The following is a 24,234-nucleotide window of genomic DNA, read 5'->3' as shown; positions in this document are numbered from 1 at the left end:
CAACAGCATACTCAATTTATAAATCGAAGCAATAGCTTAAGTTCGCCGTACACCTCTTTGCCACTGACCTGAGTTACAGCAAAAAAGAAGGCTCTCGCATTACGCTTACTCCGGATTCATCAATCGTCCGATGTGCTAAGTTAAAAATTAATCATTCACAAACTACAATTAATCAATATCCTGGGTTCTGTGCGAACTCAGCATCCACATTCAAATCAATCTGTTCCTGAGGGATTGGCCACAGTACATTGTGCGGTTCCATACCAGCCCCTGGATTAGCAGGGTTATCGTTGTATTTTAGTGTTCGTTCCAGCAACTTACCAACTCTTCGTAAGGTGACCAACCGCCATTCCTCGCCGTACAACTCCCTGGCTCTTTCGTCCAGTATGTAATCAATGTCAATATCAGCAACAGATACCGGCGTCGCCTCAGCCCGGTTTCGTACCCGATTCACATCAGCAGCGGCGGACTCTGGATCTCCCACGCCAAGAAAGGCCTCCGCTCTGAGCAACAACGTCTCTGCAAATCTCAGTGCATACCAGTCTTTGTGAGTGATTCCCCCACCGGCCCGGTTGGGCTGTAAAAAATAATTCAACGGATCCAAAAACTTCGTATGCATCGGGTAGAGTATTTTCGTCGTATCCTGAAGAAGATTGGGACGCGGTGGATTATAAGCACTTAAATCGATCTTTTGGCCGTCGTACGCAGACTCGGGATTATCGTAATAATAATTTCGTTTTATATTATGCTCCGCATTGCGAATATCGGTATCCCAGTCACCCTGCCAGATGGTATAATAGACCAGACTGGTTCCGCGAACATTTGCAGTACCCCGGCTCAGTGTATCTGAATAACCGGTATACCGTCCGTCGAATTTCACCCCAAGGATGGACTCGTATCCATCCGGGGTCAATCCCAGGTCAAAATACCGCGGACCGAAGATATACGCACTACTGATTTGACCCCCGCCCTGAATCAGGGGTTCTACCTGGATCACCCACATGTCTTCTGTGTTTTCTGGGAGGTTGTGATTCTCAAATCCAAATAAATCAAAGAAGGCATCACCTGAACCAAACACATCATTGCCGAGGAGGTTCCCAAATCGATCCGTCATTAAAGCATAATCAAAATTATCAACCACTTTTGTCAGAACAGCAACGGCTTCCTGAGCCTTCCCTTGCTCCAAATAAACCTCCCCCAGATAGTGCATAGCTGGACCTTTTGTAATCCGTCCGGGTGCCGCTTCTTCGCCTGGATTTGGCAGATGCTCTGCGGCAAATTCAAAATCCTGCTCCATCTGAGCATGCACCGCACTAACCGGATCCCGCACAAAGTCTGCTTTAGCGGACTCTACGGGCTCTGTAAGCAGTGGGATATCACCATAGGTAGAAACCAGATAGCGATACTGCCAGGCCCGGAAAAAACGAGCTTCTCCAAGGTACAGGTTTTTACCATCCTCTCCATTCTCAAAAACGGCCGCATCCAGGTCTTGAATTTTATCAATCAATACATTCGCCATTTGTATAATCTGATATCCGGTGTTCCAGGTATCGACCACATATCTTCTGGTGGGAGATATATCCTTATAGCTGTTGATATAGTTTGGTGTCCGTAAAGGTGATTCCCCGACATACCCCAGATCGCTCCCATGCGCCCGCCAATTCATGGTCCCGAATTTTGTGAAGGAATAGTACGCATCCCGAACCCGCTCATGGATGGCAGTAATGCCCTGAACAACCCCTTCTTCAGTGAGAAATGCATTTTCAGGAGAAAAGAAATCCAATGGTTTTTCTTCCAGGATATCTTCATTGCAAGACGTCAAAAACAAAAGCAAGACACTGATGGTCAGCGATATATTTCGTAGCGTTGAAAAGAATTGATGTATCATGGTTGTTGTTATTTATCAGTTAGCATTTACAATTACAAAGCGTGCGATCAAAAACTCAAGCGAATACCCGCAATTACGTTTCGCATCATTGGGGTATCACTGGTTCCCGTTTCAGGATCCCATCCCTGCCATTTAGTCCATACATAAGGATTTTTACTGGACACATAAATCTGAAGATTATTCATTCCAAGGGCTTGGAGCACTTGATCTTCAAACGCATAAGCCAATGTCACGTCTTGCAACCGAACAAAACTACGACTCTGGTATATCCCACTTTCCTGGGGCGGGTTATTATAAATTCCGGTCGTATTCGTGGTCGGCGCATCGGGTCTCCAGTATTGGTTAATGGCTGAATTATTGTGTCGGTTCGGAAAGTAAAACAGTGGATTAATATACTTTGCATTGTTTGCCAGGTAATAATTGTCTCCACCTTGAATAGAGTTTATGTTTACATTCAACGAAAGTGGTCCGTATGAAAAGGTATTATTAATACTAAATCGATAGCTGGGAGCCGCATAACCGATGATCGCCCGGTCTTGCTGTGGAGAGATCGCACCATCGCCATTGATGTCCTCATAGCGGAACTGACCTGGAAGCCAGCCTTCTAAGGGAATTTCACCTGCAAAAAACTCCTCTTCGGTCCACACCCCTCCCGTCATTTTGTAATCATACAAGGCACTGATCGGTTCTCCCACGAACCATTGGTTCCCGATGTCTGCATCATCCTCCGTACCGTACAAACGAGTAATTTCGTTCCGGTTCAATGAGAAAACAAATTGGCTTTCCCATTTGAACTTGGACTGATCAAAATTGATTGAATTGAGTTTCAAATCTATCCCGTTGTTTTTCAGTCCACCAATGTTGGCCCATACACTGCTGTATCCAGCAGCACGCGGCAACTGACGCCGAACCAGTACATCGCGGGTGTCTGCCGTATATACATCCACGGATCCTGTCAACCGATTTCCGTAAAAACCAAAATCAATCCCCAGATTATATGATTCCGTCGTTTCCCAGGTCAATCCGGCATTTCCCAATGTAGAGGGATACAAACCGATGGCTGTGGATTTATTGTAGACATAATAGCTCGTGGCCATTCTTGACAAGCTTGAGTATCGACCTACCCCCTGATTACCATTTTGTCCATACGACAATCTTAGTTTTCCATAATAGTCGCCCAGATCTTTCAAGCCTGATTCTTCGGAGAACACCCATGCCAATGACAATGAGGGGAAGGTCGCCCATTTATTGCCTTCACTAAATCCGGAAAATCCGTCCCGGCGAAAGGTTCCTGTAATCATATATCTGGATTTATAGCTGTAGTTGACCCGGGCCATAAAGGCCAGACTACTTTCTTCCCAGGCTGAGGTATTTATACTGGAGATTTCGGCCAGCCCCATGTTGTTGTACCCCAGAGCAATATTATCAAATCCTTCGGCACGGGCCAATGTCGCATCTCCAGAGCGACCTTCCCGGCTAAACAGCAGGGTGGAATTTACCTGATGATCACCAAAGGACCGAAGGTAAGTAACTATGTTATTTAGGATCCAATCCCGGCTTTTCGTAGGGTTTTTGATCGCCAGTCCCTTATTGGACACACCAGATCGGGTGTTGTACCCATGCAGGGTATTGACATCACTATTGGCAAATCGGTTGGAGTAATTAAATTCATTGGATAGCCCTTCGATCCAGGGAATGTCTATTTTTATCCGACCAGTCATATTCAGTTGATTTCGGAGGTCGGAATTATCGATATATGTATCGACGAGCGGGTATGGCTGGAACAACTCACCGCCCAGATAAATATCATAGGATGATTGACCTATGTAATTATTAGCCAACGGACTCGCGACCCGCGCACTGGCCAAACTGGCTGGAATCCCAGAAAAGTCTGAAAAAGTATACCCCAGATTAATACCCAGAGTAAGCCAATCATTCACATTACTTTCGACGTTACTACGCAGCGTAAGTCGCTTGTACTGGTCATTGAGTTGAATACCTTCGACATCCGTATACGAGCCCGAAATAAAATAATTCAGCTTGTCCCCACTCGATCCGGATAAGCTCAAATTATAGTTTTGCATCGGAGCTACCTGAAGCACTTCATCTACCCAGTCCACATAGTTTCCGGCCAGGTAATTGTCTTTTTCTTCTTGAGTCAGAAGGTAGGTTGATACCAGATTCCGATCTGTCACATCCGGCCGTACCGGTCGGCCTTCGGGACCGTCCGGATTCGTACCATACCATTGATACAGCAGGTTTTGGTGACTGTAATCAACCAGACGTACTGCAAATTCATCCCCATTCATTACCCGCATCGGGTTATTGGTCATATCCTGAAAACCATAGTAGGAATTAAAGGAAATAACCGGTTTTTCGGTCCGTCCTTTCTTCGTCGTTATAATCATCACCCCATTTGCTGACCGCGAACCATATACCGCTGCCGCACTCGCATCTTTTAGTATATCGATCGATTCCACATCATTGATGTTAATATCTCGCACAGACCCGTTGTATATGATACCATCGAGTACGATCAGCGGACTGTTGCTGGCCGAGAGCGATGTTTGACCCCGTATCGAAAAGGAAGGTTGACCTCCTGCGCCACCGCGCCCTTCTATATTGATTCCGGCAGAGGCGCCTGAAAGCGACTGAAGCAAATTTACATTGGCTTGATTTTCTTTATCATCCATTTCGATTCGGTCTACCGCACCCGTCAGGTCACTTTTTTTCACCGTTCCGTAACCAATGACCACGAGCTCATCCAACATCTGCGCATCGGACGACATCTTGACATCAATCACAGACCGACCATCTACTTCTACTTCCTGTGTCTGGTATCCGACGTAGGAAAACACCAAAACAGCGTCGTCATCCACATTCTCCAGCATATAATTCCCGTCAAAATCAGTCGATGTACCGTTGTTGCTATCCTGTACCACAACATTCACCCCGATCAAGGGCTCACCTTCCTCATCGGTAACCTTACCGGATACGGCGCCAACAAAATTGTTCTGACTTAAATCCTCTCCTGTTTTCACCGTCAACACATCTGCAGAAAAACCTGTCGGTACTGCAACCAGTAAAAAAAGAGAGATCCAAATGAAATTAAGGAATACTTGCTTTATCATTTCCATATATTTTAGTAATAAGAGCATTCTCCGACAAAGACCTTGCGATAGATGGGGCATTAAATCATAGTGATCTTTTCGGTAACGTACACTAAGATAGTATTAAAAATTTTAACTTCCAAAACTTTTTAATAATTTGCTTTACATGGAGATTTTAGTTGGGTTCCAGAATGGGGCTTTTGTCGGTAAAAGGGCTATATTTTTATAACGAAAGCCGTGATCAAAAATCAATCGGTCTGAACAACAGAGATCACGTCCCACCACATAGTGACTTAAACCAATGGATGTAGCAGAGAAGGTTTGTTAACCGAAAAATAAAATTAGGGGGTATGGAACACTCGACAATTACGCATTATCACTCCAAAACATATATTCACTTAAGCTCCTTCATCCATTGAATCATATCGTCCATCATAGCTCCCGTAAACTGGTCATAGGTTTGAGATTGCCGGAATTCGATGTTATGGTCATACCCCAGATCTTTATACAACTTTAAAACCGGTCTCACCATTTTTTCAACATGGGCTCTCGGATGATGTCGGTCCAGGGCGGGTGATTCAATATATAGGGGTCGGGGAGCAATACTTTTTAATACATCATCAAAGTCAATGGGTATCCGGTCTTCATTGCTTTCAAAAAACCCAAGTTTTGGAATCAGACCATGCAAATGTGAATAATGCTTGTTGCCTTCTATAGCCGGATCTGTATTTCTAAATGAGCCAAAACTACTTGCCACGGCAACCCCTTTCACCCGGGCATCCAAGGCTGCGGTGAACAATGCAACGGTTCCACCCAAACTATAACCACACAAATACACCTGATTCGAATCAACAAACTCAATTCTTTCGACGGCGTCGTTTATAACATTGCGGGTATCGGCCACCATTTTTCCCATCAATGACCAATTGGGGTAACGATTGTAAAACAGTCCGGCTTCATCAATTCGAGTTCCAAACCCAATCATATCGAAGGCCAGTACTGCAAATCCCTGAGCAGTAAATTTCTTAAGCAATGGGGTAATCCTACGACGATAGCCCGTGGGATAAGAATACTCATGCAGAAATACCACCAGCGGATACTTTCCTTTTACGCTCTCGTGTTCTATTTCAACATTACTAGGTAAGTACAAATTTGCCCAAAGATAATCACCCATGGAGTTATAAGGTCGGATGAGCATTTTTTTCATCCCTTCCCATTTCGGCTCACCAATAACATCTCCCAGGTAATCATCTTCGGACTTGCGATGAGCCCAGCTTAAGGTAGAGGTGTTAAAAACTCCGGCGGGTTCCTCACCCAGTAACTTTTTTAATTGTTCCTGGATCTTTAGTCTATTCTCGCGATCAAGTGCGCTTTCTATTTGCTTGCTATCTTTATCTGACACGATTGGAAAATCATCCACATTGAGCGATACTCCGCTTAAGGTCTTCCATTTCTCAAATGAATAATCATAAAAAAGTTTATTGCTTGGGGCAATGTGCGACCTCCCGAACACATAATCAAAAAAATCGATAAAGTCTTCGATATCACGAGCTGCTGTGGCATGGCGTCCTCCACGGAGATTGATCGCGATGTTCTCCTCTTTGTCGAGCAGTTGGTAAACTTTTTTTACTGATTTGTATGCTTTCTCTATAGCCCATGGATTGCCTTGATGCTCAGTAATTGCAGAGCTCAGCATTAGTCCACGCGGTGCAATCAGAGCCATTAAAGAGTTTTGATCAACAGGTAGCTTATGTTCTCGACCGGAGAACAACCTTAATCGTGGATGGAACCAGTATGGAAATTTTCTGGTAATCTCTTCTACGGACTCGGTATCAAAACGTTCATCTGTAAATCTGAAGAGGCTTTCTCCTCCAGTTCCTCCGCTACTACTAACGACAGCAGCTATGCGATCATCAAAAGCAGCAGCCATCAACGATTGTTTTCCATTTCTGGAATGACCGGTTAGAGCGATCTTATCGGTATCCACTTGCGGCAACGTATATAAATAATCAACGACTCTGTGACTCCCCCATGCACGTTTCATCAAGGTCGCAAAATCATATTCAGAAAAAATGTCGCTATAATTTTTTGTATCATCTTTGGCATCCGCACCTGCATACACACACCCTATGTACCCTCTGCGAACGGCCACCTGAGCCCAACCACGATGATTCCATTGTGTCATAAAAACGGGGAGTTTACCTTCGAGTGGTGGAATCATTAACTCAACAGTTATCTGCGCTTTTCTATCCGGACCAAACCGGATAATCACGGTGCGAATCAGCACTCCATTTTCACGTCGTTCTGATAATACTTCCGGATAAATTTTATCCGGCGCAGGGGGTAGTGACCCCGATACCCAGTATTGGTATTGGGATTTAATCCGATCCCTCTTCGCTTCCCACAGCAGTTCATTATCGACATCTACCTGTTGCCCTGTCTGGTTCATGAACACCAGGGGGTCAGGTAAAAAGGGCATATCCGGGAGTTCCTCTATCTTTTTGGCATCGTTTATTAAGTCTTGAGCATTGACAGACAAAGAAGTCAACAATGCAAATGCCAATAATATAACAATACTCCTCATGCGAAAGCTGTTTTATTCAATAGTCTGGACTGGTTCCACATTGTTTTCAGCACCGTCGTACCCCTTATTCTGATTCACAACAGCTTTGGTATTTGCTTCAATAACACTTTGTGGAATGGGCAGTAATACATTGTACGGTGAAATAAATGCTACAGCTCCGCGCCATACTGGCGGGTTAGGGTCGTGATAATGAGTATTTAATCTCATTACCCGATCATAGAACCAATTGGATTCACTAAAGGTCTCCAAATTATATCCGTTCTTATTTCCTTTTGCCATGATGTAAGAAACTCTTACCATTTCATTGTGTCGTGGTGATTCCATGTACAATTCCCTCGCTCGCTCATCAAAAACAAAATCAATGTCCACCTCTTCAACAGAAATCAAAGGTGCGTTTGACCGTTCACGAACAGCGTTAATATCATTCGCTGCAAGGGCTAATTCACCCTTCCACAAATATGCTTCAGCTCGAAGCAAGTACGTCTCTGCTAACCGGAAGATATACCAATCTGCTTCCCCTCCGACTGGCAATCGTGTGTTTGGCGTCAATACAAATGTTTTATATTGTGGCCAAGGGTACCAGGTATCAAATGTATCGGTTAAGCTTCCATAAAACTCCTTGCTTAAAGGCTCTCCAAATTGAGGAGAATTGGGTGCATTGACCAAAATTTCTTCCATTTCAATCCAATTTTCATCCGCTCGTCGAAGGTCTGGTGTGTTTTCCCAGGAATAATCTTCGTCCTCCCAAATTGCATAATGCCAAAAAACATTGGTTCGTACATCGGCATTTCCTATACCCAGTGTATCACTTCCTGGTGTACTCCAATTATGCGCTCTCTGACCCGTACTTTCTAAAACCTTCCAGTACGAAGGCGTGTATCTTCGGTTGGAATACACCCCGCCGGAACGAGAATCTGGGGGACCATCTGGTCGATCAATCGTAGCGTATATTGTCTCCGTGTTTTGAGCAATGTTTCTGTTCTGCCACCGGTGCAGGTCCCATTGTACGTTCTTATCCGGATTATCCGCATCTATTCCAAACCGCTCCGTCATCAGACTATAGGGCCCATTTATCACATCTGTAGCTTTCGCAATAGCAGCATCAAAGTCAGAGTTCGCCAAGTAAACTTTGGTGAGAAGGTGATCTACAGCACCCTTTGTTACATCACCCAACCGCTGTGCTGCTTCAGGTAATTTATCTGAAGCCCACTCCAAATCTGATTGTAATTTGTTCAAAATAGCTGTTCTGGAGTACGTTTGAAAGTCCAGTTTCGCGCCTTTAATCTCCTCACCGACCCAAGGAACGTCACCATAAGTATGCACCAACCGGTAATACCAGTAGGCTCGATGCCAGAATGCCTCGGCTAGAAGGCGATCGCGGACGGATTGATCCTCCCATTCTATATTATCTATGTTGGAAATAAGAACATTAGAATTTTTGATAAAGCCATAAACATCGTTGAACATTTTAAGATATGGCCACGTGGGTCCATTGCTCGGTGTAAGGATTCTTAAATCAGAAGGAAAAATAGAAATGGCCAAATCAGACAAGGTATATTCCATCGCAAAAAAATGATACCCGCCATTACCTCCTGAGACTTCCCGTCTGATATCCTTTCTCATTTTCACCAAAAGAGCTTCAAATCCGTCCTCATCAACATATGCATTCCCCGGGGAATAAAAAGACAATGGTTCGGGTTCGAGCCATTCGTCCTTGCAGGAAAACTGGACAAACAGAATCAGTATAAATATGTAATGAATTTTTGTTCTAATGTTCATAATATTATTATTAATAAAGACAATGACATCTTTATGCATCTAATTATAAAGACAAATTAATTCCAAAATTGTATGACTTTGGCATGGGTGCAGAACCCGATTCAGGATCCCAGTTTGGCCATTTAGTTACAGTCACTACGTTACGAGCAGAAGCGAAAACTCTGAGATTTTCGATTTTTATCATTTCTACCAGATCCGAAGGCACCCGATATGACAAAGAAATATCCTGCAACCGGAAAAACGATCGTGGTCGATATATTTGTATTCCACCCCCATACCCGCCGGTGTGAAGGTCCAGTCTCGCATAATCATTAATTGGGTTTTGTGGGGTCCAATAGGGTAATGGACCGACATTCCGACCGCGTCGGTCATTGGATTCATTTCCTGGATTCAGTGCCCCCGATTCCGCTCCAATGTGACCGAGATCTGCCCGGAGAAATACGGATAAGGTCCAATTTTCAAGAATACTAAAATCATTTCCTAGGCCCAGTCTAAATCGTGGCTGTCTGAATCCAATGAATTGCTTATCATCTTCGGGTCTGTATTTGCCATCTTGATTTACATCCACTGACTTAAAATCTCCCGGTCGCATCACATACTTGGCGGCTTCATCCTCTTCACCTACCTGCCAGACTCCAACTCTCTCGTAATCCCAGACTGCATCGATGGCGTATCCGGGAAACCACTGATTGGAATAATCAGGTAACTCTCCATTTCTTTGTTCCCCAAGCAAAGTATACTCTCCTTTGTCTCCAAAAAGGGCTATAATTTTATTCCTGTTCAGAGAAAAGACAAAGCTAGAATTCCATTTGAAATCCGCGGCTGTAATGTTATTGGAATTGAAAGTGAGTTCCACACCTTTATTACTCAATTTTCCTAAATTGGTTGTTATATTCGTAAATCCAGTGAGGATAGGCAATCTTCTATTCATCAACAAATTGGTGGTGGTGGCATCATAGACATCGATGCTTAGATCAAACCGGTCCGCCATCAAGCCAATATCCAGGCCAATATTAAACGAATTCGTTTTCTCCCAAACCAGACCGGGATTCGCCAAAGTAGAATTATACAAGCCGACCCTGGGCGTCGTGCCATCAAACCATAAATCTGAATTCAACCGAGCCAGCGCAGAATATATTCCGATGTCTCTGTTCCCGTTACTTCCCCACGAGAGTCGAAGCTTTAACCGATTAACAAACCAGTCTTCGTCATAGAAATTTTCCCGGGATATCTGCCATGCCAAAGCTGCAGCGGGAAAAGTAGCTCGAGGTTGCTCCTGGCCGAATGCAGAATATCCATCCCGTCTAATGGATGCCGTCAGCAAATACTTATCCATCAACGTATAGTTTATACGGGCCATAAAAGCCTCACCAGTAAAAATTCGATCGTTATTATCTATAGTCGGTCCGTCACCAAACTGCAATCCGTGATAGCCTAATTCTTCATTTGGACTAATATTCTGGTTGGCCTGCTGTGTGCTCCAAAATTTATTTTGTTCAGCGCTATACAATAATGTGACATCAAAATCATGGGCTCCAAACTCCCCGTTCCACTTCAATATATTATCCAATATCCATTCTTGTCGCGAGTATTCATTACGCCGCCCGATGCTTTGATCCTGAGCCGGGTCGCCACCAAGTCGTGGATCTGTGGACCGAAAAAATAATTCTTTCATTGTTTCATATCGCGGTTGAAATGAAAGTTTGTACGTGATGTCCAATGGTAGTTTAACATCTGCAAATAAATTTGTAAAAAGGCTATTCACCTTGCGATAGCGGTCATCCCTGAAATAATTAATTAACGGGTTAAAAGTATGTCCGTGTGCCAATCGCTCTAAGTTGCCGTTGGGACTATACACGCGTCCATAGGGGCTGTTTGAATATATAACGTAACTTGCCGGCACACCCCCCTCATCTCGATCAGAAAACTGCGCATTGACTCCCACATTCAACCAGTCTGTCACATCGAAATCTACATTCATTCTCGATCTGATTGCAGAGTACTCATCCCCTAACCGCAAGCCCTCATTATCTACATAGCCCAAAGACCAGTAATAATTTGTTCTATCACTTCCGCCGCTTAAGCTCAGGTCATGCGACTGACGGACTCCATTTCTTATTACAACGTCATACCAATCCGTGGTTTGCCCTGCTTTATACTGTTCTTGTTCAATCGGGAAAAAATTTAATCGTCTCAGATATTCATCCGTATTATCCGGTAATGGACTTTGACTCAAGTCTCGCCATTCACTGACTGATAAGTTCTCGGGCAAGTTCTCAGGATTGGTGTAATAGTCATAATTCTGCCCAGGATTAATGGTTCTGAAATAATCCGCTCTAAACTGGATGAATTCCTCCGGACTATAGGGCTTTCGGGCATATGTTGGCTGAGCTATCCCGAATTTAGTCGAAAAATTGATGACAGGTTTCCCAGCTTTTCCTTTGACAGTGGTAATCAATACCACACCAGAGGCAGCTTCTGCCCCAAAAATAGCAGCAGAACTGGCATCTTTTAGTATATCAATCGTCGCAATATCTGCCGGATTAATATCTCGGAGACTACCATTATAGATCACGCCATCTAGTACGATCATAGGCGATGTTCCTGCTGTAAGAGATGTAGGGCCTCGGATCTCCATAGAACTTCCGCCGGCTGGTGAAGCACTTTGATTTGCTGAGAAACCTGCTACCGTGCCTGCTAGCATTTCTCCAACTTGAGTTAAATTTTGATTCTCAAATTTTTCTCCACTAAGTCTTTGAACAGATCCTGTTAAATCACTTTTCTTCACCGTTCCGTAACCTACAACGACCAATTCATCTAATAACTGCGCATCAGAAACCATATTGACATCAATCACAGACCGACCCTCTACTTCTACTTCCTGTGTCTGGTATCCGACGTAGGAAAACACCAAAACAGCGTCGTCATCCACATTCTCCAGCATATAATTCCCGTCAAAATCAGTCGATGTACCGTTGTTGCTATCCTGTACCACGACATTCACCCCGATCAAGGGCTCACCTTCCTCATCGGTAACCTTACCGGATACGCCGCCAACAAAATTGTTCTGACTTAAATCCTCTCCTGTATTCACCGTCAACACATCTGAAGAAAAACCTGTCGGTACTGCAACCAGTAAAAAAAGAGAGATCCAAATGAAATTAAGGAATACTTGCTTTATCATTTCCATATATTTTAGTAATAAGAGCATTCTCCGACAAAGACCTTGCGATAGATCGGGCATTAAATCATAGTGATCTTTTCGGTAACGTACACCAAGATAGTATTAAAAATTTTAACTTCCAAATAATTCTTTCCAGTTTTGTTTTATCAGCAGATGTTGAATGGGTTCCAGAATATGGTTATATTGTCTGTAACAGGGAGTTATCCATTTAAAATGCAAAACCATGATCAAAGACAATTTGGATATACCAGGCAATCCATCGACCGCAAAAAGCAGTTCCATTGGATTAAACAAAAGAGACCAAAATACCCCACTTCGTATTCTGACTGAAAACCAATGGGATTTTTGGGAAAACCAGGGCTATGTCATCATCAAAAAAGCCATACCCGGACACCAGGCTGAAGCAACAGCCCGGTTGATATGGGAATTCGAAGAAAAAGATCCGAAAGATCCTTCGACCTGGTATACCCCGCCAAGAGCTGAAATGCAAATGAAAGAGCTGGTCGGTACCGGCATGGTCGAACTGTATCATCATCAACTGCTGTGGAACAACCGGCAATCCCGCCGGATATACAATGCTTTTGTGGACATCTGGGGTACGGAGAAACTTTGTGTAACGATCGACCGCGCCAACCTCAATCTTCCGCTTCAATCCGGCCAAACGAGTAAAGGATTTATCCACTGGGATTATGACCCGGAAGATAATCCGGTGAACGTACAGGGCGTGCTTGCACTATCCGATCAAACCGATAAAAACATGGGTGGTTTTCAGTGCATCCCCTGGCTGTATAGGAATTATGAAGAATGGAAAAAGACCCAACCGGAAGATCGAAATCACTTTATGCCGGATATCTCCGGTCTGGAGGATAAAATCGAAAAAACAGCCATGGAGGCAGGTGATTTATTGATTTTCAATAGTCTGCTCCCCCATGGCATCCGACCCAATAAATCAAAAGATAAAGTTCGCATCGCCCAATACATCGCTATGATGCCAGCCGATGAACAAAACACCGCGTTACGGGAATGGCGAATAAACTCCTGGAAAAATAGAATCCCACCCGAAGGCTATGCCTTCCCGGGGGACCCCAGGAAATGGGAACAAACAAAGTATTCTCGGGCAGCGTTGAGTGCGCTGGGCAAAAAACTATTGGGGGTGGATCGTTGGTGAGTGCTTTATTTAAATACGATTTTATTCAGGAACCAAAACCAACTCCCTTAAGTCCAACATGGCCCCCTTCTCCTGGATATCTCCGGATTTAAAAACCAATTGATTCACCCCAGGCCGAAGCGATATCGTGCCGATCAACTCTTTCCGGAAGGTAAACCAGGAACCTGATTTTCCTATTTTTCCCGTGATCCGATCGGATTTATTTCCAAATTCAAATGTTTTGCCGGATCTGGCATCATCAACCGACCATTCCAAATACACATTATACTTCCCGGGCTTCTTTACATTCACTTCCCATTTCGCTGCATCCTCCGTATTAAACCAGCCAAAGGCTTTCCATTCGGGCATGTATTTTATATTGGGACCGATGCTTTCCGCCTCCGATGCATGCAAATATATAGCGCCATCTTGCTCCGGAGAAACGCTTCTTAATCGGTTGGTCTCAGGACGGTTTTCTTTGAAACGAGCTGGTAACAAGTCATCAACCGCATTGACGATAAGATCTTCCACTTCGGTCGAGAAAGGCGAAGGTTTGTCGTAATAGTACATGCTCGATTCCGCTTCATACCCGCCTTCCTCAATAACCCGTTCGGAGGCAATGTAACATGGGACCTCATTCATATAACCATTCACCCAAAGCATCTCCGCACCCCATTCATTTTTTAACCGGATGGAATAATCCACCACCACTTCACCCGCCAGATTCACCATGGCCATTTCATCGTCAAACGCCCATACCTGGATCGGATAAGACAATGTTTCCGGTATGGGGTTCCCTCTCATAATCCGGTCCAATGCCAGCCGGGAATAATATCCTTTTATGGTTTGATCTTTATTTGCCGCAACGATCAGGGCCTCCACGGTGGGTATCTCGCTAAAAGGCAGATCGATCCGTTTCATTTTACACTCAGGAACAGAGGTTAGCGTATCCAGCTGTGCATTTAGCAACCGATCCACTTGGTCTGCAATTTCAATTCCATGAGTCTTCATATCCTGGATGGTGCCCCGGGGATTGGGATTCGCATCTCCGCCGCAACCAATGGCTATCATGGCTAAAGCACCGGGGTGTCTTGTTTCAATAATTGATTTCGCTTCGCTGATCCAGTCTCCGTGAATCTCATTAACCGCACCGGTGAGGGTCGTTCCATGGCATGCATAGTTCAGCAATACGCCACGTAAGCCCCCTTCCGGACTAGTGATTCTCATCATTGGCAATGCAGGATCAACCGGGCCGCCTTCAGTTCTCCGGTTCTTTGCAAAACCCGCCTGACCCTGCCCCCAGGCCACGATGGAAGGCTGGCGATCCTCAAAAGCCTGTTCTACTGTTTCCAGTACGGTAGCTATAATCTGATCATTGTACTTTGCAATGTGATTGAGCTGCTCCTGAGAAAGCAATGAATCACTAAATGTCTCCCCCCGGTACTGAAGAATATTTATAATATTTCCCACCTCAGGAGCCCCGTGGGTATGGGAAGCACTGATCGCGATCTGCGCAGGATCAATGTTTCTGCTCTTTCGGATCCCTTCCACGATGTTTGTGGTCATATAATCAGATAATCCCACCAGATCCAGAGTGATAAACACAGCTGGTTTCTCGTGATCTGCACCCAGCACCAGAACCTTTGTTTCCAGTGTATGCATAGCTGTCGTAGCTTCCGCCTTACTCCGTGCTCCGTATCCGCCCAACCGGATCGGCGTCGAGGGGGTAATATCACCCATAGCAATACCAACTTGAATAAGATTTTGATCAGTTGATTTCTGTGCCAAGAGGTTATGATTTAATGTTAAAATCATAATACCTGAAATAAATATTAATCTTAAGTTCATTTTGATTTTTTTATCACATGAAAAGGTTTATAAACTCTTCATATAGCTCTTCTGTAGTGATGATTCGTTTGAACCCTTTCGATTGCAATCCCTTGATTAGCTTTTTATCTCCAGTCCATAATTTGGTCTTTAAATATTCTGAAAAGCCTACAAAAATTGTGTCATCAATATCAATGTCATGGCAATAATCAAAGGCTTTTTTTAAATGCTTTTCAGGAAGAATTGAGTGGTTTAGAATTGTAACATTTTTCGTAATCAATTCATAGGTTTCAAGAAACTCTTCAGTTGTCAAATCAGCGATTTCCTTGATCTTATCCTGATGATCAAAAATCTCTGTCCTCGCATATTTTGGGGAGTAAAAGTCAAAAAACCTATCGCCGTTAATTAACATTTGCCCAATTCTACTATTGACGTTTAAAATAGCACTAAAGAGGATATTGGAATCAACGATAATCTTTTTCATCAAGTCCCATTTCTATTATGATTTTGTCGAATCTTCCCCTTTTCGTCTCCTTCAACAGAAGATCCAAATCCTTTTGGGTAGCTTTTGATTTTGAAGTTAGTTCTTCATACCTTAGATAATCTAAGATGGATTGGATTTTTGAGGCGTTTTTTCCAGCTGAAAATCTCACCACGATTTCGTCTTTTTGTCGTTCAACTTTCATTATTTATAATTTGATGAATTTCCATGACTGACTAATATAATCAAATATATCTAATTTATCTTCCCTTTAAAAAGGCAATCAAATCCGCCATCTCTTCGACACCTATGATTTCATCAAATCCGCCCGGCATCATTGAATAATCCATCGACTTCAACGATTTGATGGAAGTGCGACTTACCACCCGGTCATCCATTCCCACATTCCGTACCGTGATCGCTGTGGGTGATTCATTGGCGATAACGCCCTGAATCCTGTCCCCATCGTTGAGCTCTATTTCCCACAATTCGTAGCCCACTGTCACGGATGAATTGGGGAATAGAACCTGCGACATGATACCTTCCGGACTCCAGCTATACACCGTATTGAGGTCTGGGCCTATGGCTGTACCCAGTTCACCATCGACCTGATGACAAATGGCACAGCTCTTTTCAAACACTTTCTTTCCCTTTTCGCGGTCACCTTTTAGATCAAGCGCCCCTTTATACGCTGCATTGATCTCCCCTTCTTCTTTTTGACTAAATATAGCTCTTGCACGTCTTTTTATGGCATCATCGGCATAGGTCATAAACCGCACCCGGCGATAAAAATCAACCGATGACTTCTGGATATCCCCCTTTTCGATAGCATCCAAAAATAATTTCACTTGTTCAGCAGAGGATAAATGAGCCTGTACCGCGGCACTCCGGATTTGGGGCGATAGCTTCTCCCAATTCGTGATCGCAAAATGACTCATTTCTATCCCGTCCAACGTATTCAGAGCAGTCAATGCAGCCAATTGTACCGCAACATCCTCTTCCGGATGAATCAAAGCTTCAAAAAAATCAAGATTTTTATGTGGGTAGGTCAGGCTTAAAAACTCTACAATATCAGCCCGGCGATCCCCCGGCAACTCTTTATCATGAATCCTGGTTAACAATTTGGATTCCAGTTCCGGATTATTTTTTGGAAGATCAGAGATCCCTGCTGAGCGCATTAGATTGAACGCAGACTTCCGGATAGAGGCATTTTCATTGTTCAGGAAAATAGCCAACAGTTCGGGTTTTTTGGCATCGATTTCCCGGATGGGTTTCTTCTTCGCATTGAGCCCCTTCGACAGGCCATTTAACGTGGCTGACTCCCAGCTTTGTTGCCTTCCCGTTTGGATGTGACGAACAGCAGTACTCAGCACAGAACCGATCGCCTTAGTCTCCCCTCCTGTGACCAGGAGCTCGCTCAGCCGATAAATCAAAGCGTTATACTGCGAATTATTTCCACTTCCATAGTTACTGATCATTTCTTCCAGTATGTCCGTTGATTTGAATGAGTCCGCAGATAAAGCGGCAATCTGAACCCAGGGATCCGCCAGGTCCTTTAATAAAATATTATATCGTGCTTGTTTGGATGCGTCCGAATCATCATAGCCCAGCGTACACAGCAACTGAAACCGAACTCTGGGATCGGGATCAGCTTCCATTTTAGCTAAAATAGAAGTCAACTCCGGATACTCCTGGAGGTGACGCTCCGCGATTAGAACAGCATTTTCCCGGACACCTGGCGTGGGATCATTTAGTCCCTGTATTATTATATCCTGATCGATCAGCCCCAGTCCCTCCAGCGTCCATAAGGCATGCAATCTTCCTAATGAATCTGTGGACTCATCAAGTAGTTTGATCAATTCGGGTCCCACAGATGCGTCATCGCGATCAATGATCAACCGCTGTGCATTCAGCCGCCACCAACTATTTGAGTGGGCTAAAAAAGGTATCAAATCAGCAGTAGTTTTATCACCTAACGGCAATTCAGCATTCCAATCCGTTTTTTCCGATCCCGGACCAGTGATTCGGTAGATCCGGCCCATGTCGTTACCATTGAGCAAATCTCCAGATTCTATCGCTTCCTCAGACATCCACTCGGGATGCTCGATAATCTGTCGGTAATAATCCAAAACATATAACGCCCCATCCGGGCCGACATACATGTTAACCGGGCGGAACCAGTAGTCCGTTGATGCCAAAAATTCTTCAGTAGGTGTCCCGATCCGTTTTGCCGTAAAACTTGATTGATCGTTTTTCAGCAGATCCACATGAACAATGTTGCTAACCGGTTCAGCGACAAAAGTGATACTTTGATCATAGGGTGCCGGGAAAGCACCGCCTTTATAGGCAGTGATCCCGCAAGCAGAAGTAAAGACACCTTCATTAGTCAGCAATTGCTTTTGTGGTCGTGAAGTAATGGAATACACCTGTGAACCGTGATCCGATAAAGTTTTTGTGGAATAGGGGACCAATAAATTTTCATTTCGGTTCAGATAAGGTGCTGCCAGCACTTCATGATAGACATGATTGGAATTATTGCTCAGTAAATGCCGGCCCCATTGATCAAATGCCCGGCTAAATTGAGTGGATCCGGAGGTCAGTTCCATCTCATGAGTGTCCGGCTTAAAACGTACCGTTCGGCCACTCCCTTGCGCAGAAATAGTCTGTCCCTCAAGGGCATCTGGAAAAATGATCTCCGTTCCCAGTTTTCCGAAAAGCTCTTTGTACATCTGATAAGTACCCCCCGCCTCCGAGGTTAAATATATCCAGTTGTCCAAACCGAAAATAGGACCGCCCACATTCATCTGAGCATTCGAAAATGCAAATCCACTTAGGAGCGTATCCCTTGATTCGGATACCCCATCACGATCTTCATCCTTCAGATACAAGATATAAGGTGCATCCGCCACAATTACACCCTGTTTCCAACGCATAATGCCAAATGGCCAGATTAACCCGTCTGCAAATACCACACTCTCATCCATCATTCCATCACCATTGGTATCCCGAAGAAGCTTTACCCGCCCTTGTCCACTTTTGTCCAGCGGATAGCCATGCATCTCTACGACGTATATATTGCCATTTTCATCAATGGTCATATCGACGGGATCAGAAATCAAGGGTTCTGACGCCAGTAATTCGATTTGAAATCCCGGGGGCAATTCCAGTGTAGAGATGGCTTCTGCGGGAGGAAGTGCTCCCTTGATGTACTCAATGTTCGAATTATTTTGGGAACAACTTAGGAACATACCTGTCAAAAGAACCAGGAAGAACCGGGGAATTGAATTAATAAAAGTAGGGAACATTGGTTGGTAGATATTAAGTATACGTCTTAAAAAGGGTAGAAAGTTGTTTCATCATTTACTTGGGTGGCCCCGGGTCTTTTCCATAGACATTATCATAAACATCTCTTTTTTCATAGGGATAGGGACGAACTGCCTCATCTTCCGCCTGATGACTGACAAACCAGTTCTGATAGATTTTACAATCATTCTCCGGCTCGCCCCGTATTCCGATCGCAAATTGAGGTGCCCGAAAGGTATTGTTGTATATTTCAATGTTGGTACCTGCAATAACGGTTCCATCCTTTCGGTCTTTTCCGCCGTGCATATCAAAACAATGACTCAGGGAAATACCCAATTCCACATTGTGGCGAGCGACATAGCTGCACCCGGGTTCACCGGTGCCAGCTATTGAATGCCGATTGGAATCAAACAAGTTATATTCGATAATGGATGAAGCTGTACTATGACTGATTCCATACCCCAGCCCATTGTATTGACAATGATGAATAAAATTGTGGTGAATGTGGTGAAACTCACCCTTGTTGAGCTGAATTCCGGATTGGGAAAACGCAGAGATGTCGCAATTATCAATCTCGAGGTTTCCATACTCGGTAACAATCCCATTGGATACAGGAAACTTGTAGTAATAGGCATGCCGAGGCCCTCCGGGTTGAAAAGATTTTTTATGGTGTGCCATATACCTTTTGGAATTGGGACCCTGAATGCGGAGTCCGGAAATCCGTACGTTTGATCCCAGAGCACGGATCAGGATCGGTGTTTTCAACGCATCACTACTCAGCAAAGCTCCTTTAGAACCATCGTGACCACGATTTCCTGCCAAGGTTACCCCCTTAGGAATCTCCAGCACAAATTGATCGATATAGATGTAGGTAGTCAGATCAATCTCTGTTTCATCCGGGATAAACACAACCTCGCCCGGTTTTGCTTGTGAAAGAGCTTCAATTAATCCATCTAAATCGGTGGGCTCGTAGTCGCCTTTCGTAAAATGATCAGAATACAAGGTTCCTCCACCTAATTGGTTTCCATCATCTGGTTTTGCACCATAAGTCTGATGATCGATATCCACCCAGGTGTCCCCCACAAAAGCAGCACCAGAATCACCCAAACCATGTTTTGGATTTATCCTATGGCCAGCCCAAAGCATTCCACTAATGCCGAATAAAACGGATGAGCCCCCTATTTTTCGAATAAAATCTCTTCTGTTATGTTCCATTTTTCCCGATAATTTCATACCCTATAAAGATCCAAAAAATCAACGATACAAGGAGTCAAGAGATTCCACCTTCACTTCCTGCGTTAGCGTACACAATCTAATGATTACAAGGCTAGATCAAATTTCTATCGATCTTAATTAAAAAAAATAATTTCATCCTGCAGACAGTCATCTCATAAGCGTTAATGATCCGATAATTACGCAGTGTATCTGAATACTATTTCAGCTTTTCGGCGTGATTATATATTTTTTGAATGGAAGCGTGGATAGCATCCATATCTCCTTTTGACCCCAGAAGCACATACTGAGGAATCCAGACCGCTTCTTCAGCGCACAATACATCATTCAAAGGACATTCATTTCTTTCGCGGTAATCCGCATAATTCAAATCCTTGTCAGCATAGAATCTTTTGAAGTTCTTCGAATTAAAGGTGTTTTCTAAAAAGGGCATTTTGTTAAGTGGAGTATATCCCGGAGAACAAGGCACTCCCTCCGCCCGGAGTGCAGCAAGAAATTTTCCTCTCGGTAAACCTTTGAAGTCATCTTTCATATACCGGAATGGGAACAAATGGAAAGCAGCACGAGTCACTTTAGGATATAATTCATAGGGGACAATACCGGATATTTCACTGATTTTATTTCGCAGATATCTTGCATTATCGCTTCGCTTTTCAGTCTGCTCTTCCAGCCGTTCCAGCTGAGCCAATCCGATGGCACATTGATACTCGGTAATCCGCAGTTTAGTTCCTGCCAGGACCGCACCGGGTTCGGCCCCTCTTTCTGTGGATCCATAGGGCATACCATAATTGTGGTAGGAATAGCACCGGTCCATAAATTCATCATCGTCGGATACAATCGCACCACCTTCACCAATTGGGATGTTCTTCGAGTTTTGAAAACTAAAACAACCGGCATCACCAAAGGTGCCGACCTTTTTGTGATCATACTCTGCCAGCCAACCCTGACAGGCATCCTCGACCACTCTGAGATCATGCTTAGCGGCTATTTTCATAATAGGGTCCATGTCACAAGGCAATCCGAGAATATGGACCGGGAGGATAGCTTTAGTTCTGTCTGTTATTATTTCTTCTATTTTTGAAGGGTCTATTTGAAAAGTCTTGGGATCCACATCCACAAATATCGGAATGGCACCATTGAATAATATGCTTTGAGCTGATGCGATAAAAGAATACGGTGTGGTGATCACCTCATCGCCCCATCCGATGTCCAGGTTAGCGAACGAGGTATTCAAGGCATTGGTGCCATTGACTAATGCGAGGCATCTTTTGCTCCCAATGGTTTCTGCCCATTTCTTCTCAAATTCGATAGTCACATTTTTTCTGGACCACACGCCACTGCGCATGACCTCCAGAAGCCGCTTCTCATCTGTTTCCGGATTCCATATCGGCCAGGAGGGCCAATCGTGATCCACCATAGGATTCCCACCCAGAATGGCCGGTGTCTGATTTACTTTATTAATAATGTCAAATGCGTGGGTGGGTGAATGGCTCAATGCAACCGATGCGCCCAGCCCTGCTACAGCGTTGACTTTTATAAATTTTCTTCGGTTTAGTGGACTATTTTTCATTCTCATTTTTTTTACATTATATAATGGGATTAAACCCCGAACCTCTTTAGCGGAAAAGAGGGTATAATGCCAGGATGACTTTTGCCCCGTCCCCAACGAGTTGGGGATGCCGGGGTTAGAATGGCAATATCTTATTTGGATTTAACCATTAACAACATAGCATTTCCCGCTTTATTCACCACGTCAACCTATTATTACGCATAATACACAGTGCATCAATTGCTTAATTTCCAAAATTTGGCATATAACATAGCCCAATTTTGGGTCATGTTTGACTTTTGCGGGATTTAGGGGCTAAATCCATTGTTTGCACTTTCATCTCTCCCCGGCCTATAGGCACGGAGCAAAAAGATGCTAAACCTATACTACACTCCGTGACTTATATCTCCAGCATTTTCATTAAATTTCCCGACCGCAACAACTCTTTTGTTTTTTCGTCAGCCTCTCGTTCTCTTAGGGATTCTATCCGCAACAACCCCGAACAATAATCAAGAATGGGTGATTGACTGCCAAAACAGAACTTTTCTTTTCCAAATTTTGTCAGCAATCCCGGCCAATCTATGAGTGCCCTTCCCGAGGAGTCCATCAATGTATCCGTTTTTTTGAACAACTTCAAATCCTCCTCGCTGAGATTAGTACTGTTGGCTACATTGCAGATAATATATTTCGCATCCGGCACCGCTTTAATGATCGGGATCATATCCTTCAATGCCCATTCTTTTTCGATATCGATCCAGGAACTCGTCCGATTATCCACCATTCGAAGGGAAAATGCCACAGGAAGACCCTTATCCCGACTCATCTTTACAAGCTCGACGCACGAAGGATGGGTAATATCGTAATGGTGATACTTTGGATAAAGCCGGATTCCCTGCATCCCCATATCGGAGGTGCAGACCTCAAAATCATCACGCCACCCCCCATAAATCGGGTTGATGACCGCAAACGGAATGAACCGGTCCTTATAGACCCTTTTGCTGCCTATAGCCTGATGCAATTCCTCATTCGCATGTTGCGTATTCTTATAAAAAACTCCATGGAGATTACTCACTATCGATGCATCCGTGCCAAACTCCTTCATTCTTCCCCACAAAGCTTCCAGGGTGTTGTATTCAAATTTACGAAACGGCCAGTGTCCTATATATGCATTACTATCAATCAACATGGTTTCCTGATTTTTTGAGGATATCATTGTAGTTTTCGAAAAAAATCTTTCTGCGTTGTGCATCCGTTAACTTCGCAGCGAACATATGACCTACCCCTTGATAATAACTGCTGTCGCATCCAAAAAGCAGTCTATCCTCCCCGATGTATTTCATTGCAAAATCGATCATATTGGCGGCATTGTTGCTTCCTGATACATCAACATATACATTTGGTGAATCTTTGAGAACTTTACATGAATTTTCCCAGTCAATACCTCCCCCAATATGCGCATACTGAAACATAGCTTCCGGGTATCGTTTGGCTATTTCCACAAAATCCTCCGGCAAAGAGATATTCTTAGGTTCCCGCTCATTGAGTGTAACTCTTGAATATCCAATGGCAGAATGCATATGGATAAGCATATTCAGATCGGTGAGTTTTTCAATGATGGGATAATACAAAGGATCGTTTATTTTCAACTGGTTATAGAGCTCACCGGCACCCACCATCCCGGCATCCACACACCGGTCGATCTCTTCCAATGATTCTTTCTGATAGGTCGGATTCAACACCATTGTCCCTAACAACCGATCCGGATGATCCTTCATACAGCGGATCACGAGATCATTGTTTTTACGAAACTGTTCCGGCGTCCCTTTGGTGTGAGGAGCTATATTAACGGAAATCATCAGCTTATCAATGCTCAATCGGTCGGCAAAGTCCAGTTGTACTCGCGGACTGTCCTCTGAAAAGTAAACGTGCGCATGAGAATCGATCTTTCTGTACTTACGAACTTCGTCCATCAAGTTCACTTCAGCTTCATTTTCGGATTGCTCTTCCGGTCCTTTCCCCATCAAACCTTGCCCCAGCAATACGCCGGAACCGGAAAGGGCGGCATCTCTGAAAAATTTTCGTCTGTTCATTTATAGTATTTAGATCATTGCTCTCATGCAAAATAAAAATTTCTGCTATAACATAACGG

The 24,234-nt window shown here is 44.0% G+C and carries 14 protein-coding genes; 1 reads left to right on the top strand and 13 read right to left on the bottom strand.

Annotated elements, in window-relative coordinates:
* Positions 1-172 precede the first annotated feature (172 nt).
* The 5 genes from KUV50_RS15480 to KUV50_RS15460 form a co-directional block, all read right to left on the bottom strand.
* Entirely contained in the window at positions 173-1,888 is a 1,716-nt protein-coding gene (locus KUV50_RS15480; protein WP_222581089.1) for a RagB/SusD family nutrient uptake outer membrane protein, read from the bottom strand.
* A gap of 47 nt (positions 1,889-1,935) precedes the next feature.
* On the bottom strand, positions 1,936-5,019 hold the full coding sequence (locus tag KUV50_RS15475; RefSeq protein WP_222581088.1) for a SusC/RagA family TonB-linked outer membrane protein: 3,084 nt from the start codon (positions 5,017-5,019) through the stop codon (positions 1,936-1,938).
* Between the two features lie 373 nt (positions 5,020-5,392).
* On the bottom strand, positions 5,393-7,582 hold the full coding sequence (locus KUV50_RS15470) for an alpha/beta fold hydrolase (protein ID WP_222581087.1): 2,190 nt from the start codon (positions 7,580-7,582) through the stop codon (positions 5,393-5,395).
* Positions 7,583-7,594: 12 nt separating this feature from the next.
* Entirely contained in the window at positions 7,595-9,361 is a 1,767-nt protein-coding gene (locus KUV50_RS15465; RefSeq protein WP_222581086.1) for a RagB/SusD family nutrient uptake outer membrane protein, read from the bottom strand.
* 43 nt (positions 9,362-9,404) lie between these two features.
* Positions 9,405-12,545: a SusC/RagA family TonB-linked outer membrane protein gene (locus KUV50_RS15460; protein WP_222581085.1), complete on the bottom strand. Its 3,141-nt coding sequence runs from the start codon at positions 12,543-12,545 to the stop codon at positions 9,405-9,407.
* Positions 12,546-12,768: 223 nt separating this feature from the next.
* Here KUV50_RS15460 and KUV50_RS15455 point away from each other — a divergent pair, with 223 nt between their 5' ends.
* A complete protein-coding gene (locus KUV50_RS15455) occupies positions 12,769-13,713 on the top strand; it encodes a phytanoyl-CoA dioxygenase family protein (RefSeq protein ID WP_222581084.1) in 945 nt (314 codons plus the stop codon).
* Between the two features lie 21 nt (positions 13,714-13,734).
* Here KUV50_RS15455 and KUV50_RS15450 read toward each other — a convergent pair whose 3' ends face one another.
* The 8 genes from KUV50_RS15450 to KUV50_RS15415 all read right to left on the bottom strand — a co-directional run bounded on the left by KUV50_RS15450 (position 13,735) and on the right by KUV50_RS15415 (position 24,175).
* Positions 13,735-15,480, bottom strand: a complete 1,746-nt coding sequence (locus KUV50_RS15450; protein ID WP_222581083.1) for a neutral/alkaline non-lysosomal ceramidase N-terminal domain-containing protein — start codon at positions 15,478-15,480, stop codon at positions 13,735-13,737.
* Positions 15,481-15,553: 73 nt separating this feature from the next.
* Entirely contained in the window at positions 15,554-16,003 is a 450-nt protein-coding gene (locus tag KUV50_RS15445) for a PIN domain-containing protein (protein ID WP_222581082.1), read from the bottom strand.
* The gene (locus KUV50_RS15440; RefSeq protein WP_222581081.1) at positions 15,984-16,205 is read right to left on the bottom strand and encodes a hypothetical protein; all 222 of its coding nucleotides are present in this window, start codon (positions 16,203-16,205) and stop codon (positions 15,984-15,986) included. Before KUV50_RS15440 ends, KUV50_RS15445 begins: the two co-directional genes overlap by 20 nt.
* 55 nt (positions 16,206-16,260) lie before the next feature.
* Positions 16,261-19,305: a PVC-type heme-binding CxxCH protein gene (locus KUV50_RS15435; RefSeq protein WP_222581080.1), complete on the bottom strand. Its 3,045-nt coding sequence runs from the start codon at positions 19,303-19,305 to the stop codon at positions 16,261-16,263.
* 55 nt (positions 19,306-19,360) lie between these two features.
* Positions 19,361-20,518, bottom strand: a complete 1,158-nt coding sequence (locus tag KUV50_RS15430) for a right-handed parallel beta-helix repeat-containing protein (RefSeq protein WP_222581079.1) — start codon at positions 20,516-20,518, stop codon at positions 19,361-19,363.
* Positions 20,519-20,735: 217 nt separating this feature from the next.
* The gene (locus KUV50_RS15425; RefSeq protein ID WP_222581078.1) at positions 20,736-22,106 is read right to left on the bottom strand and encodes a DegT/DnrJ/EryC1/StrS family aminotransferase; all 1,371 of its coding nucleotides are present in this window, start codon (positions 22,104-22,106) and stop codon (positions 20,736-20,738) included.
* 379 nt (positions 22,107-22,485) lie between these two features.
* Positions 22,486-23,271, bottom strand: coding sequence for an amidohydrolase family protein (locus KUV50_RS15420; RefSeq protein ID WP_222581077.1), 786 nt, complete (start codon positions 23,269-23,271; stop codon positions 22,486-22,488).
* Positions 23,261-24,175: an amidohydrolase family protein gene (locus KUV50_RS15415; RefSeq protein ID WP_222581076.1), complete on the bottom strand. Its 915-nt coding sequence runs from the start codon at positions 24,173-24,175 to the stop codon at positions 23,261-23,263. The genes KUV50_RS15420 and KUV50_RS15415 overlap by 11 nt, the downstream gene beginning before the upstream one ends.
* Between the last annotated feature and the right edge of the window lie 59 nt (positions 24,176-24,234).

It is taken from the genome of Membranihabitans marinus (assembly GCF_019802045.1).
GTDB lineage: Bacteria > Bacteroidota > Bacteroidia > Chitinophagales > Saprospiraceae > Membranihabitans > Membranihabitans marinus_A.
Note: the sequence above shows the minus strand (reverse complement) of the source record. Positions and strands in the feature narration are given on the sequence as shown.

Bases quoted from the DNA above. Each gene is read 5' to 3' on its own strand.
- KUV50_RS15440 (WP_222581081.1), bottom strand. From the start codon at position 16,205: ATGAAAGTTGAACGACAAAAAGACGAAATCGTGGTGAGATTTTCAGCT.
- KUV50_RS15470 (WP_222581087.1), bottom strand. From the start codon at position 7,582: ATGAGGAGTATTGTTATATTATTGGCATTTGCATTGTTGACTTCTTTG.
- KUV50_RS15435 (WP_222581080.1), bottom strand. From the start codon at position 19,305: ATGTTCCCTACTTTTATTAATTCAATTCCCCGGTTCTTCCTGGTTCTT.
- KUV50_RS15455 (WP_222581084.1), top strand. From the start codon at position 12,769: ATGATCAAAGACAATTTGGATATACCAGGCAATCCATCGACCGCAAAA.
- KUV50_RS15420 (WP_222581077.1), bottom strand. From the start codon at position 23,271: ATGTTGATTGATAGTAATGCATATATAGGACACTGGCCGTTTCGTAAA.
- KUV50_RS15460 (WP_222581085.1), bottom strand. From the start codon at position 12,545: ATGATAAAGCAAGTATTCCTTAATTTCATTTGGATCTCTCTTTTTTTA.
- KUV50_RS15480 (WP_222581089.1), bottom strand. From the start codon at position 1,888: ATGATACATCAATTCTTTTCAACGCTACGAAATATATCGCTGACCATC.
- KUV50_RS15445 (WP_222581082.1), bottom strand. From the start codon at position 16,003: ATGAAAAAGATTATCGTTGATTCCAATATCCTCTTTAGTGCTATTTTA.
- KUV50_RS15430 (WP_222581079.1), bottom strand. From the start codon at position 20,518: ATGGAACATAACAGAAGAGATTTTATTCGAAAAATAGGGGGCTCATCC.
- KUV50_RS15425 (WP_222581078.1), bottom strand. From the start codon at position 22,106: ATGAAAAATAGTCCACTAAACCGAAGAAAATTTATAAAAGTCAACGCT.
- KUV50_RS15465 (WP_222581086.1), bottom strand. From the start codon at position 9,361: ATGAACATTAGAACAAAAATTCATTACATATTTATACTGATTCTGTTT.
- KUV50_RS15415 (WP_222581076.1), bottom strand. From the start codon at position 24,175: ATGAACAGACGAAAATTTTTCAGAGATGCCGCCCTTTCCGGTTCCGGC.
- KUV50_RS15475 (WP_222581088.1), bottom strand. From the start codon at position 5,019: ATGATAAAGCAAGTATTCCTTAATTTCATTTGGATCTCTCTTTTTTTA.